Source organism: Microbispora sitophila, assembly GCF_014892245.1.
GTDB lineage: Bacteria > Actinomycetota > Actinomycetes > Streptosporangiales > Streptosporangiaceae > Microbispora > Microbispora siamensis.
Genome location: NZ_JADBGC010000022.1, coordinates 22,472 through 34,965, shown reverse-complemented (window position 1 = coordinate 34,965; position 12,494 = coordinate 22,472). Strand labels below are relative to the sequence as shown.

Sequence of the window (12,494 nt, the reverse complement as noted above, 5' to 3'; positions counted from 1 at the left end):
CGGCGCGAGGCCGGTGCGGGTCATGATGTCTGCGCCTGGGTCCACTCGTCGTCGCTCAGGGTCCGATCCTGGTGTGCGGCGCGGGCGACGCAGTGCCGCACCGGCTCAACGTATCCACGCTCCCCCAGCGCGGCGAGCGACTGGTCGAGCAATCCGATCAGGTTGCGGAAATCCCTGCCGCCTTCCGCACGCTCATGCCAGGGTGGCGGTGTCGATGACGAACCTGTAGCGAACATCAGAGGTCAGCACGCGCTCGTAGACGTCGTTGATCTGGTCGGCGCCGATCACTTCTACCTCTGCGGTGACCTGATGCTCGGCGCAGAAGTCGAGCATTTCCTGTGTCTGGCGGATGCTGCCGAACTGTGAGCCGGTGACGTTGCGCTCGTTGCCGAACAACGAGAACACGTTGAGCGGCATCGGCTCCGCGGTTGCGCCTACGGTCACGGGGGTGCTGCGCAGTCCGAGCAGGGCCAGGTAGGCGTTCAGGTCGATGAGGGGGCTGATGGTATTGAGAATGGCGTCGAAGGTGTTGGCCAGGGTCTTGAACGTCTCCACATCGGAGGTGGCGTGGTAGTGGTCGGCGCCCAGCGCTATCGCGGCCTCGCGCTTGGCCTCGGACCGCGACAGCACGGTGACCTCGGCGCCCATTGCTTTGGCGATTTTGACCCCCAGGTGGCCGAACTCGTCCAGCCCGAGGACCGCGACCTTGCCGCCGGGGCCGGCGTCCCAGCGCTTCAGCGGTGCGTAGGTGGTGATGCCCGCGCACAGCAGCGGCGCGGCCGCGGCCGGGTCGGGCGCGTCGGGGACGCGGACGACGAAGTCCTACCTCGCACCCCGAACGCGGCTCCCGCGCACGAGCGGCTGTCCCATCTCTAGGACCGGGTGAACCATCCGCGGTCCTGCTGCAGGAAGCCGACGTGATCCTGCGCGACCTCGACCGGCAACTCGCCGGCCGGGGGTCGCAACGCCACGCATCCCGTCCCGGTCCATGTCGCCGGCGCCGCGCTCGCCCTCGGCACCGGCCATGACCTGCTGAAGACGCACTACAACCCACGGTCAGACTGGGCGAACGCGATCGAGGACATGGGCGTCCGGCACGCCGTGCTGGACGTCGTGGCACGCCAGGCACAACTCCTCGGCCGAGTCATGAAGGCGGCCCGAGCCGAAGTGCGCAGAGCGGGCCTGGACAGCGTACGGCTCGACCGGTTGATGACAGCCCTGCAGACGGCAGGTGACATCAAGAACTCACGGTGAGCGTGACCTTGTCGACGCGCCGCTCGCGCAGTTCGTCGTGGAGCCGGCCTTCGAGAGAGACGGCGTCCTCGCTTGTGCGGCGGAACGGTCTCCTCGGCCTCGGGCGGCCTGCCCGGGAATCAGTTCCGTCACCTTCTCCTCGGCCGACGCCGCGACCCGGCGATGGCCGAAGCCCTGTCCCTGCCTGCAGCCGCCCGGTAGACGGGGCCTCGGCGGCAACAGCGCGATGCAGTCCCCTGTCCATGCACTCGTGAAAGGGATATCTCCATGCTTGTCAGCCGTAGGGCCTTTGCCGGCGGAGCGCTGCTGATGGCGCTCGTTGCCACGGACGGCCGGTCGCGCAGGCGGCCGCTGTCCCCGCACCAGAAGACTGGCGTGCCTTTCATGAATATCTGAAGGAACTGGCCGCCGCCGGGAAGTTCTCGGGAGGGGCCCTGGTAGCTCGCTCACCGCCACTCCACTGGCCGGAACCCGTCGCCATCACCTCGAACGGCTTCAGGCAGCAGCAACGGCCTGACCCGAACGATTCGCCAACAGCGTCAGATCTGGTCCAACAACCCGCAGGAGCGGCTGAACAAGGAGATCCGCCGCCGCACCGACGTCGTCGGGACCTTCCCTCATCGGGAGGCGATCATCCCCTTGGTCGGTGCGGTGCTGGCCGAGCAGCACGATGAGCGGACCGAGGGCCGTCGCTACCTCGGGCTGGAAGTGCCGGCCGAATGCCGCAAGGCCTCCGAGAAAAGGAAGTACAGATCGCAGAGTGGTCTCATTCTCATACACCACGATCTTGGACGCGGCCCTTAATGTCAGGCCGGGTTGCTCGTGTCTTCCGTCCGGTCAGGACGGAAGATTTCCTCGATGGTCAGGCCGAAGACGTCGGCGATGGTGAACGCCAGAGGCAGGCTGGGATCGTACCGCTCGGTCTCGATGGCGTTGATGGCCTGCCGGGAGACGCGGCACCGGTCGGCCAGGTCGGCCTGGCTCCACCGGCGAGCCGCACGCAGTTCGCGTAGCCGGTTCTTCACAGATGATCCTCTTCAGCGGTGGAAGCGGGTGCGCAGGTCCGCGATCAGCAGCCAGATTGCCACGCCACCGAGGAGGATCAACTGCGCGAGCTGATGGAGCTGGATGATGCCTGCGGCATCGAGCAGGGTAGCCACTTGCAGCCCCACGAGGACTGCGGCGAACGCGATGGCCATGCTCTCCAACTGAATCCTGCGCAGGTATTCGTCCGCGCGCCGGAATGCCCGCAGCAGCACCCAGGCCACCGCGAGGGTGAACACGGTGGTGGTCGCGATCCACCAGGCCTTCTGGGCCGTGCTCTGATCGGGGTTGCTGCCGAGCGCCAGGGCTATCACGCCCAAAGTAGACACGGGTATGCCGTCGATGAGCACAGCGCGGCGGGCCGCACGCGTCACCTGGTCCTGCTGTACCTGCTTGTCCATGCAATGAAGGTAAAGCATCCCTTCCAAGAAGTAAAGCGTCCATGACTTCATGGAAGGGATGCCTTACATTGTGGCGATGTTGAACGAGACGCGACTCCTGACCCGTCGAACGCTGCTCGGTACGCGTCGAGCAGATCACCGCCGACCACCTGGACGCCATGGAGAAGGCCGGCCCGAAGGCCGACCTGGTGACCGCCTTCGCCAAGCCCATCCCCGCCATCGTGATCTGCCAGCTGCTGGGCGTGCCGTACGAGGATGGTCTTGGCCACGGGTGAGATGGTCATGAATGCTCCCTTTTGACGAGGCGGGATTACGTGAGCCCGATCCTTCACTTGAGACCTCGAAGCAAACAGATCTAAATGTCACACGACGGGTGATGAATTTCGCCAAAGGGTCCGCGGCCCTTCGGGATCGCCGGTGGTGCCGGTAGGTGGTGCGGCGGCCCGGCCTGGTGCTGCGTTCCGCAAAGCACGTGGAACTGGCCTCTGGCCAGAAGTCTTGAGCAGGCGGATTGTCATGGCAGGAGGGTTTGCGCCATGCCAAAGCTGCTGTTCGCGCGGGCTCCGCACCACGAAAACGGAGAACGCGATGCCCGCCGGTTGGCCGGCCAGGACCTCGTCTCCGAACACGCTTCCCCATGCATCCGGATTTGTTGCTCGGCAGAAGGATCGAGCCTTTCTCGTATCTCTCGCTGATCATCTGGAAGACCAGGTTGGCCTCCTCGCGGGCCAGTGGCTGGTAGCCGACCTCGTCCAGGACGAGCGCGTGCGGGCACACGTAGGCGCGCATCTTGGGGATCAGGCGGCCGATCACATCGGCGGGTTCGAGCCGGCGAACCATGTCGTCCAGGGTGGTGAAGTAGATCGAGTAGCCCGGCCCAGCAGGCCGCGACTGCCAGCGCCACCGCGATGTGCGTTTTGCCGGCCCCGGGCGGTCCCAGAAGAGCGGCGTTGGACTTGGCCTCGGCGCACGCGAGGCTGGCCATGTCCTTGACCTTTTGGGGCCGAGGGTGGGCTGGTGGGAGAATTCATAGTCGTCCAGCGTCTTGTGGTGTGGCATCTTCGACACCCTCAGCGGGTGCCGGATACGACGCTCTGTCCTTGACCGCGTGCTCCTCCTCCAGCACCAGGTCCAGAATCTCCAGATAGCCCATCTGGCCGGCGTCGGCCCGGGCGAGATGGCCGACCAGGTTGGCGGCAAGGTGCGGCAGCTACAGCCGGGCCGCGGTGGTCCGGGATCCGGGCCGTCAGGAGCTCACTCACCGTGCACGTTCTGGGTCAGAGCGGTCAGAGCCAGCCCGCGTCGCGGGAGATGCGGATGGCGTCGATGCGGTTGCGCCCGCCGACCTTGCCGATCGCGTTGGACAGGTAGTTGCGCACAGTGGCCTGCGACAGCGACAGGTGGACGGCGATCTCGGCGGTGCTGATACCCGTACCGGCGGCGCGCAGCACGTCGGTCTCCCTGGCGGTGAGCGGGCTGCTGCCGGTCTCGATCGCGGCAGCGACGAGCTCGGGGTCGATCACCCGCTCGCCGCGGGCGATGCGGCGGATCCCGTCGGTGAGGGTCTGGGCCGGGGCGTCCTTGACGATAAACCCCTTCACGTGGACCTTCAGCGCGCGCAGCAGGTTGCCGGGCTGGCTGAGCCCGGTGAGCACGAGAGTACGACAGCCGGGCAGGCGCTCGGAGAGCTGCTCGGCGGCCGACAGCCCGTCCAGGCCGGGCATGTCGATGTCGAGCACCGCGACGTCGGGGCGTACCCGCAGGGCGGCGGCCAGCACCTCGTCGCCGCGCTCGATCTCGGCGACGACCTCCATGTCGTCCTCCAGCGACAGCAACGCGACCAGGGCGGACCTGATCATGTGCATGTCCTCGGCGATGAGTACGCGGATCACAGTGCTTCCTCGGGGACTTCGACCGACAGCTGGAAGCGACCGTTGCGGACGGCGGTGGCGGAGGTGCCGGACACGGCGCGGGCCCGCTCGCCCACCCCCGCGAGCCCCGAGCCGGGAGGCGCGACGCCCCGCACGCCGTCGTTGACGATCTCCAACCGTACCGTCCCGTTGTGCCGGGACAGGGTGATGGAGCAGGTCTGGGCCTCGCTGTGGCGCAGCAGGTTAGTGGTGCCCTCGCGGATCGCCCAGGCCAGCGCGTTCTGCGCGGGGCCGGGCAACGGCGGCAGGTCGGCCACGTCGAACTCGGTGTTTACCCCGGCCGCGCCGAGCAGGGCCGCGGCACCCTCGATCTCGGTGCGCAGCGAAACGGCGTGCTCGTCGCGGGCGATCGCACGTACGCCCTGCAGCGCCTCACGCGCCACCCCGGTCAGGCTCTCGACCTCGCCGCGGGCGGCGGCGGCGTCCTTGGCCAGCAGCCGCAGCGCCAGGTCACCCTTGAGCGAGATCGCCGACAGGCTCTGCCCGAGCAGGTCGTGCAGGTCGCGCGAGACCCGGACGCGCTCCTCGACGACCGCCGTGGCGGCCAGCTCGGTGCGAGTGGCGTACAGCTCGTTCACCAGCCGGACCAGCCGGGCGCCGCCGACCAGCGCGGCGGCGAACAGGGGCGGGACGACCACGGCGTAGACCATCATGGTGACGATCTCCAGGAGCGAGGATCCCATGACCGACTTGAGCTCGAGCGTCACCGGGACCAGCACCTGCGCGGCGCACACCGGCAACGCCGTCCGCGGGCGCAGCAACATCACTGTCGAGGCGAGGGCCAAGATGCCCATGGCCCCCCAGCTCGCGCCGATCCAGATCACCGGCACGTACGCGAGCAGCAGCAACGCCGCGTAGCTCCAGCGCCAACCCGCAGGACGCTCGCCCCGGGCGGCGGCGAGGCTGTGCCGCAGCTGGAGCGCGCCCAGCATGGCGGCCGCCGGGATCATGATGAGCGGGGCGGAGGGCCGGCCCTCCATGCCGATGATCGAGTAGACCGGCGCCTGCACTGTCAGCGGCACGTGCAGCGCGACCAGCGGCCAGCGCGGGCGCCGCAGCACCCACGCGGGCAGGATCGACGGGGTCGTCGACCGGGTCATGGACGGGGTCATGACGCCACCTCGACGATCTCGGCGGCCTCGTCCGCGCGTAGTTCTAGCCGCACCCGGCCACCCAGGGAGGTCACCGTGATCGTGCAGGCCCGCGCCGCGTGGTCGCGCAGCAGGCGCGTGATGGCCGCACGCAGGGCGGCCCTTGACGGCTGGGCGATGGTGTCGGGCACGCCGCTCCGTGGAAGGTCCAGGCGCGTGGCGATGCCCGCCGCGGACAGTAGCGCGGCGGCGGTCTCCAGTTCGGCGCGCAGCGACGGCTGCCGGTAACCACGCACGCGCCGCCTCGTCTCGGCGAGCGCGCGCCTGGAGTCGGCGGACAGCCCGGCCAGCTCGTCCGCCAACTCGGCGTGTTCTGTCGACTTCGCGGGTTCTCTCGGCTCTGCGGCTGCTGGTGGCCCACTCTGGGCGAGGCGGCTGCCGAGCCGATGGCCACGGTCGGCGATGGACTCCAGCGCGGCGCCGACCGTGCGGCGCAGCTCGGCGTCTATCCTGCGGCGCTCCTGCGCGACCGCCTGCTGGGCCAGCGCCTCCCTGGCCGTACGCAATCGGGCCAGCGCCGCGGGGAGCCAGACCAGCAGCAGCAACGCCATGCTGCCGCACATCACCGAGAACACCAGCCACGGCGCGGTGTCCCAGGGCGTCCCCAGCGTGTGGCTCACCGGGGGCACCGCTAGCATTACCGCCCCATAGACGACGTAGGACCACGGGCCGGGCAGCACCAGCATCGCCGACACGATGAGAGCCGTGTAAGACCGCACCCACATGGCCCCGGCCAAGGGCGTGGCGACGAGGATGACGACGGCCATCCCCGCCAGCGTCCAGCGGCCGGACGGCGGCCGGACCCCGCGCGCGGCGTACCAGACGTGCCGCAGGTGCAGCGGGAGGTACACCGTGGTCGCCGCCAGGCTCCACAGCCCGGTCCGCAGATCGCTGCCGCGATAGCCGAACGCCAGCGCCACCTGCACCAACGGCAGCGCGGCGCTGCAGCCGACCGCCCCCAGCGGGGCCAGCAGAAGCATGCGCTGGGAGCGCCGGAACTCCGCCAATCCGCCCACCACCCGCTCTTCGGTACCGGCTGACCAGGGTAGACGTCCTGGCCGCGCGGCGGTACCGGCCGCCGGCGGCCGCCTGGTCGGTGCGAGCGAAAGGGTCATGCGCGGGTCTCGCCTTCCTGTCGCCGGAGGCGTGGACGGGGCGATCTCCACCCTGCACTGGCAGGCCGCCGCGGAACAGATTCAAATGTCACAGGCCCGCCAGGAGTTTTCTCCGACGACATGCCCCGGCAATGGCGAACATCTCCGGCGATCGTCCACCTCGGCATCTGCCGCTCCCCTCACGGCGTCACGAGCTCGGCTTGTCCCGTGTCGATGGCGGGCGGGGTGATCAAAGCCTCTACCTCAGCCATTTCCGGGCCGATAGCGACGAGCGGAGATCACCTCGGAGCCGGAGAGCCACCGCCGAAGGCTCTATTTATGGCTGGCTCCTCGGCTACAGCCAGCCGTAGAGATGCTGACGGACTGTGGCGTCGTTCTCCAGGATGTGATCGATGGTCTCCCAATACTCGGGCAGCCAGGGATGGCCGAGGGCTTCCTCCCGAGTCAGCTTGCGGCCGTAGAACGGCTCATCGGGTGCGACTGCGGCGCCTTTGACCAGAGAGCAGGCGGGGGTGGGCTGCCCTTCGACGGGGCCGACACGACATCCGAAGGTGACGCGGTTGGGGCCAGGGCGGCTGACGGGCTCGTTCGGAGCCCAGGCGTCGTCGATGATGACGTCGATCCAGGCTTCGTGGATTCCGTTGTGGTGGTAACAGGATGCGTAGTAGATCGCATAGGCGCCGTCGTCGTTGTTGATGAACCCGGTCACGCGATCGAAGGGGGTTTGGCAACAGTCGCAGACGCCGGTTCGGATGTTCCTGTCTGGATCGATTCGCAGTTCCACGCTGGCATTATGGGGCGGTTTGGAGGGGGTCGCCGGCGGAGTGCCTGGGGGACGGATGCTGGGCGCGGCCCGAGATGCCGGCCCCCAGGCGCACGCCCGTTCGCGCGTCGTGAGGCGGCGCTATGCGCCGCCCCGCATGCTGCGCTCGTCCTGCAGGCACGAAACTCAGCCGACGTCTCACCATCCGCAGGGCTTCCTGCCGCAGTGACGACTGTGAGCTTGGCGAAGAAGACTGTGCTACAGAAAAGGTGAACGCCGGCGCGGACGCCGCGGCGGCCAACACGCTGAAAGCCACTCTCAAGACACGAACGGAATCTCTGGGCACCGACGCGGCCAGCCGCGGTATCTGATTGTCCCTTCTCTGTCTGCTGGGACGGCATCCTGTTGTCGTTCGTATCGGGCCCACCCGACACACGCCCGCCGCTGCCGAAGCGGCGGCGGGCTCGGGGGACCGTCGAGTATGGATCAGGATGCGGTGCAGGTGAGGGTGGGTGTGCCGCTGGTACCGGTGCCGAGGAAACCGAAGGTGGTGCCGGTTCCCGCGCCGAGCGCGCCGTTGTAGCCGAGGTTACGGGCGCTGACCGTGGATCCGCTCGTCGTCAGGGTGGTGTTCCACGCCGAGCTGACGTTCTCGTTTCCGGTGAAGGTCCAGTCGACCTTCCACCCGTTGATCGCCCTGGAGCCGGCCACCACACGCACCTCCGCCTGGAAGCCGCCGGACCATTGCGAGACGACTCGGTAGGTGGCCGAGCAGCCGAGCGAAGGGTCACCGGTCGGGGACGGGCTGGGGGACGGCGTCGGCGATGGGCTGGGGCTCGCCGATGGACTGGGGTTCGCCGACGGGCTGGGGCTCGCCGACGGGCTGGGGGAAGGGCTGGGCGAGGGGTTCCCACCGCCGGTAAAGTTGACGTCACTGCAGAAGTAGTACGACTGGTCGAGGTGACTGGCCTGCCAGAGCGTGAAGACGATGTGGTGGCCGGTGCGGCCGGGCGCGTACACCTCCACCGGCGTCGTGGTGCCGGTAGGCATTCTGCCCGTCTCAGTGACCAGTTCCAGGTCGCTCCACTTCAGCCGCTGAGTCAGTGGGTCGAACCCCTGCTTGGTCACGTACACACGGATGAAGTCGGCGCCGTGGGACGATCCGTCCAGCAGATTGAGGGTGAACCGGTTCGGCTTGTCCACCGTCTTCCACGGACCCGGTTCGTCCATCGCGGCGTATCGGCCGTTGAAGGTCAGGCCACCGCTGCACAGCTGCCCGTCGGGGACGGCGGTCTGGTAGTTGCCGCCGACGCCGTCGCGCAGCAGCCCGTTCCAGTTCCACATCGCGGACGGGTCGGCCTGCCAGGCCTTGTAGCACATCGGATCTTCCGTCGCCATCCGTGGCGACTGCCATTCACTGCCCCAACGGGTGTAGCAGCCGTACTGACGGGCGGGCGGGTCGCTGACCGCACCGTGCGCCGAGGCGGGTGACGCCAGCACAGGGCTGACCAGAAGCGCGGCCGCCACCGCGACGGACAGACGCCGGATCAAGCCGCCCCCAGTGGACATGGTGGCCAGGCGACGCAGAAGGTTGAGCGTAGGTAACCGCATGTGCATTATCTCCCTTGAGACTGAGGTGAAGGGAACCTGGCGGCGGCCGATGGGGGACGACTCTTACGCGCCAGGAGTTCTACCGTCCCGCCAACTTTCGGGTGAGAACAACGACTGCACCATAGCCGCCGCGCACAGGCACTCCGAGCTGGGCAAACAGCGGCAAGAGCGTGAAAGATTCATTTCGGCTGAAATATTCATGCTGGGCTCTGCCGTTCGTCATCCCCTTTCCGCCCGTTGACCGCAGCGATCGGCGGATGCTTCATCGGCGCTTCCATGTATTGGGCGCCATGGCGCTGGACCGTGCTGTATTTCGCGCCATTCACTGCTGGTCGAGTGAGAACGGACTCGGCTTGCAACCCCCCCGTCCGCTCTCCAGATCCGGCCCGGCCCCACCGCTCAGACCCGGAGGCAAAGAAGCAGGAAGGCGGTGCCTGGTCTGTCGGCGAACCGTGGGGCGGGCAGGCCGATGGCGGCGAGGGCGCGGCCGGTGAGCCGCACCTGGCTCGACGCCCAGTCGGGATGACGGTCGGGCGGTCCGGACACCTCGCCGGGGATGGCCTCGACGACGTACTCGGCGTCGGAATCGAGCCCGGGCAGTCGCATCGGCGCTGTCCGCTCTACGACGGTGGTCTCCAGCTGCACGTAGGCGAACACGGCCCGGCTCCGGTCGAGGGCCACGATGCCGTGGACCCACTCGGCAGGGTCGAGGTGATCGGCCCGCACCACCTCGCCGGTATGCAGCAGTGGGCGCCCCCGCTTCGAGGGCCGATAGGCGCCTCGAAGCCATCGAACACAGCGAAGGCCGATAGGCGCTTCGAAGCCATCAAACGCGGCGCAGGGCGCTGACCTGGGCGGTGACGGCCTCGCGGACGTGCCAGTCGGCCACGTGGTCGTTGACCAAGCCGATGGCCTGCATCAGGGCGTAGGCCGTGGTCGGGCCGACGAAGCTGAACCCGTGCTTCCTGAGCTCCTTGGCGAGCGCCGTGGAACCAGCGGTGCGGGCCGGGGAGTGGCCGGGACCCTGTCGAGCTCCTCGGCGTGCCTCCACACCAGCGCCGAGAACCCGTCCGGCACCTCCAGTGCGGCGCGCCGCCACGTTCCCGGACTGGGGCCGTCACCCCAAGAAGCGGACCTTCGCCCCTCGGCTTGTGATCGACAGAACGCGCACCGACAGGCTGTTCAGGCTGCCGCGTGCGCCTTCGCCGAGTGTCACGCTGACACCGGGCCCCGACACGTGGACCATGTCTCTGTTGTAAATGTGGCTGTACACCTTGGCGACGCGCACTCTGGACAAGTGGTAGCGGCTGGAGACACGGAAGCTGACCGGCTTCGTGATTGTGATCGTGCACTTCCCGTCATAACAGGCGCGGAGGTTCGGTTTCGTGGCCGCGCTCGCCGGGGTGGCGGTGAGGGGCGCCGTCGCCACGGCGGTTGCGATGGCCAAGGCAGTGATGGCCGTCCGGTGCATGAGCTCCCCTATTATCCGTGGCGCGGAACGCCTAACTCGTCCATTTACAGACGATTACGGGGCGACAGTAACGAATGGCTGAGGGGACGTAAAGTGCGTTCCGCAGCTGGGCAGTCGAGGGCACACAAGTCTCGTCTCGTCGTGGATCTGTCGTCCAAGAGCGCAGATCTCGCTCGGCGGCCGGCTCATCCCCAGCGAGTTCGTCAGGCAGCGGGACGGCCGGTTCAAGCATGAGGAGAAGGAGAACGAGCCGGACCTCGAACTTCGTGACCTGCTGCGCGGCCTGGCCTATGTATGTATATGTCGGGTGATGTCCCGCCGGGTGGTGTAACTCGCTGCTGATCGTGTGGGGTCGGCGAGTTATGGGTTGGTGTGACTATGACGCGGCCAGGGCGATGTGTGCCAGGGGTTCGGCCAGATCGTCTGCGGGCGGGGCGGTGAGTTGGGCCATGGAGCCCTCCGACAGGTAGCGGCGGTCGCTGACCTGCCACTCGTCGTGGTGCTCGGCCAGCACGGCGCCGGCCAGGCGGCCCAGAGCGGTGGGGATGGGGAAAACGCCCACGACATCGGGGCGGCGTTTGATCTCCCGATTCAGCCGTTCCAGAGGGTTGGTCGACCAGATCTTCTTCCAGTGCTGCTGGGGGAAGTCGGCGAACGCGGTGACCTCGTCGGCGGCATCGAGGAGCATCTGCTCCACGACCGGGAATTGACGGCCGAGCATGGTGGCGATGGTGGTCAGCTGGGCGCGGAACCGTCTGCGCGGTGGGCCGGGCGAAGATCGGTGCGGATCGCCGCGGCGACCATCTCCGCCGAGCCCTTGGGTCCGCGCGCGAGCACGTTGCGCATGAAGTGAACGCGACACCTTTGCCAGGAGGCGCCGAGGTAGACCGCCCGCAGCGCGCCGGCCAGGCCGGCGTGGGCGTCGGAGATCGCCAGCTGCACCCCCGTCAGGCCGCGGGCCTTCAGCGAGCGCAGGAACGCCGTCCAGAACGCGCCGTCCTCGGAGTCGCCGACGGCAAATCCGAGGATCTCCCGCCGTCCGTCGATGCTGACGCCGGTGGCGATGACGACGGCCTGGGAGACGACCCGGTGGTTCACCCGCGCCTTGCAGACAGTAGGTGGCGTCGAGGAACACGTAAGGGAAGGGTGGTGTGGCCCAGGGGCCTGTCAGGGAAGGCGGCCACCTCACTGTCCAGGTCGGCGCAGATGCGCGAGACCTCGCTTTTGGAGATCCCGCTGTCGGCGCCGAGGGCTTTGACCAGGTCGTCAACACTGCGGGTGGACACCCCCTGCAGGTAGGCCTCCATCACCACGGCGAACAGCACCTGGTCGATGCGGCGGCGGCGTTCCAGCAGGGAGGGGAAGAACGACCCGGACCGCAGCTTGGGGATCTTCAGTTCCAGATCGCCGGCGGTCGTCAGCAGCCGGTCGCGGTAGCCGTTGCGCTGCGCGGTCCGGGCTTCGGTGCGCTGGTGTGGGGCGGCGCCGATGACCGCGGTCGTCTCCGCCTCGATGAGCGCTTGCAGGACGGCTTGCAGCGCTTGGCGGATGACGTCGTCGGCGTCGGCGGCTTTCAAAGACTCCAGCAGGTCGAGCAGGGCAGACTGATCCAGAGCCATCGTGTGATGTCCTCCGCGAGAACCTTTGGTCGGGAACTCGCTGACCGTCACACGATGGCTCGCCCCATGTCCGGGGCTTCCACCAACAGCTTGGAGTTACACCACCCGAGGGGACGTCACCAGCGGGTTCAGGC

General features: G+C 68.1%; 13 protein-coding genes and 3 pseudogenes. 3 read left to right on the top strand and 13 right to left on the bottom strand.

Features of this window, described 5'->3' with window-relative positions; genetic code table 11:
* Positions 1–192 precede the first annotated feature (192 nt).
* Positions 193–672, bottom strand: coding sequence for a zinc-binding dehydrogenase (locus tag IL992_RS33150; RefSeq protein WP_226874223.1), 480 nt, complete (start codon positions 670–672; stop codon positions 193–195).
* Positions 673–1,083: 411 nt separating this feature from the next.
* On the opposite strand from IL992_RS33150, the gene IL992_RS33145 reads away from it, so the two are divergent.
* Positions 1,084–1,254 carry a hypothetical protein gene (locus tag IL992_RS33145; protein WP_193207266.1) on the top strand — a complete coding sequence of 57 codons (171 nt, stop codon included), beginning with the start codon at positions 1,084–1,086 and terminating at the stop codon, positions 1,252–1,254.
* Positions 1,255–1,794: 540 nt separating this feature from the next.
* Positions 1,795–2,058 (top strand): annotated as a pseudogene (locus IL992_RS46800) (transposase); the annotation flags it as partial.
* A 2-nt stretch (positions 2,059–2,060) separates the two neighbouring features.
* Here IL992_RS46800 and IL992_RS33135 read toward each other — a convergent pair.
* A complete protein-coding gene (locus IL992_RS33135) occupies positions 2,061–2,279 on the bottom strand; it encodes a helix-turn-helix transcriptional regulator (RefSeq protein WP_193207265.1) in 219 nt (72 codons plus the stop codon).
* Between the two features lie 12 nt (positions 2,280–2,291).
* Entirely contained in the window at positions 2,292–2,699 is a 408-nt protein-coding gene (locus tag IL992_RS33130) for a hypothetical protein (protein WP_193207264.1), read from the bottom strand.
* Between the two features lie 122 nt (positions 2,700–2,821).
* Between IL992_RS33130 and IL992_RS33125 the strand changes: the two are divergent.
* A pseudogene (locus IL992_RS33125) lies at positions 2,822–2,956 on the top strand (cytochrome P450); the annotation flags it as partial.
* Between the two features lie 257 nt (positions 2,957–3,213).
* Here IL992_RS33125 and IL992_RS49080 read toward each other — a convergent pair.
* The 10 genes and pseudogenes from IL992_RS49080 to IL992_RS33075 all read right to left on the bottom strand — a co-directional run bounded on the left by IL992_RS49080 (position 3,214) and on the right by IL992_RS33075 (position 12,360).
* Positions 3,214–3,726, bottom strand: a complete 513-nt coding sequence (locus tag IL992_RS49080; RefSeq protein WP_404804805.1) for an ATP-binding protein — start codon at positions 3,724–3,726, stop codon at positions 3,214–3,216.
* Between the two features lie 259 nt (positions 3,727–3,985).
* Positions 3,986–4,591, bottom strand: a complete 606-nt coding sequence (locus tag IL992_RS33115; RefSeq protein ID WP_193207263.1) for a response regulator transcription factor — start codon at positions 4,589–4,591, stop codon at positions 3,986–3,988.
* Positions 4,588–5,742 (bottom strand): sensor histidine kinase, encoded by a 1,155-nt coding sequence (locus IL992_RS48605; RefSeq protein WP_193207262.1) that lies wholly within the window; start codon positions 5,740–5,742, stop codon positions 4,588–4,590. The genes IL992_RS33115 and IL992_RS48605 overlap by 4 nt, the downstream gene beginning before the upstream one ends.
* Entirely contained in the window at positions 5,739–6,797 is a 1,059-nt protein-coding gene (locus IL992_RS33105; protein ID WP_193207261.1) for a sensor histidine kinase, read from the bottom strand. The genes IL992_RS48605 and IL992_RS33105 overlap by 4 nt, the downstream gene beginning before the upstream one ends.
* A gap of 433 nt (positions 6,798–7,230) precedes the next feature.
* Positions 7,231–7,680, bottom strand: coding sequence for a hypothetical protein (locus IL992_RS33100; protein WP_193207260.1), 450 nt, complete (start codon positions 7,678–7,680; stop codon positions 7,231–7,233).
* A gap of 465 nt (positions 7,681–8,145) precedes the next feature.
* Positions 8,146–9,270, bottom strand: coding sequence for a lytic polysaccharide monooxygenase auxiliary activity family 9 protein (locus tag IL992_RS33095; protein WP_226874204.1), 1,125 nt, complete (start codon positions 9,268–9,270; stop codon positions 8,146–8,148).
* A 399-nt stretch (positions 9,271–9,669) separates the two neighbouring features.
* Positions 9,670–9,996: a GH36 C-terminal domain-containing protein gene (locus IL992_RS33090; protein WP_193207259.1), complete on the bottom strand. Its 327-nt coding sequence runs from the start codon at positions 9,994–9,996 to the stop codon at positions 9,670–9,672.
* Between the two features lie 100 nt (positions 9,997–10,096).
* Complete coding sequence (locus tag IL992_RS48600) at positions 10,097–10,321, bottom strand: DNA-3-methyladenine glycosylase I (protein WP_319018980.1); 225 nt, start codon at positions 10,319–10,321, stop codon at positions 10,097–10,099.
* Positions 10,322–10,387: 66 nt separating this feature from the next.
* A complete protein-coding gene (locus IL992_RS33080; protein ID WP_193207257.1) occupies positions 10,388–10,741 on the bottom strand; it encodes a hypothetical protein in 354 nt (117 codons plus the stop codon).
* 376 nt (positions 10,742–11,117) lie between these two features.
* A pseudogene (locus IL992_RS33075) lies at positions 11,118–12,360 on the bottom strand (IS256 family transposase).
* Positions 12,361–12,494 lie beyond the last annotated feature (134 nt).

What these genes read in the sequence shown, in the direction of transcription:
- IL992_RS33145 (WP_193207266.1), top strand. Translation starts at nt 1,084, where the DNA reads ATGGGCGTCCGGCACGCCGTGCTGGACGTCGTGGCACGCCAGGCACAA.
- IL992_RS33130 (WP_193207264.1), bottom strand. Translation starts at nt 2,699, where the DNA reads ATGGACAAGCAGGTACAGCAGGACCAGGTGACGCGTGCGGCCCGCCGC.
- IL992_RS48605 (WP_193207262.1), bottom strand. Translation starts at nt 5,742, where the DNA reads ATGACCCCGTCCATGACCCGGTCGACGACCCCGTCGATCCTGCCCGCG.
- IL992_RS33095 (WP_226874204.1), bottom strand. Translation starts at nt 9,270, where the DNA reads ATGCGGTTACCTACGCTCAACCTTCTGCGTCGCCTGGCCACCATGTCC.
- IL992_RS33080 (WP_193207257.1), bottom strand. Translation starts at nt 10,741, where the DNA reads ATGCACCGGACGGCCATCACTGCCTTGGCCATCGCAACCGCCGTGGCG.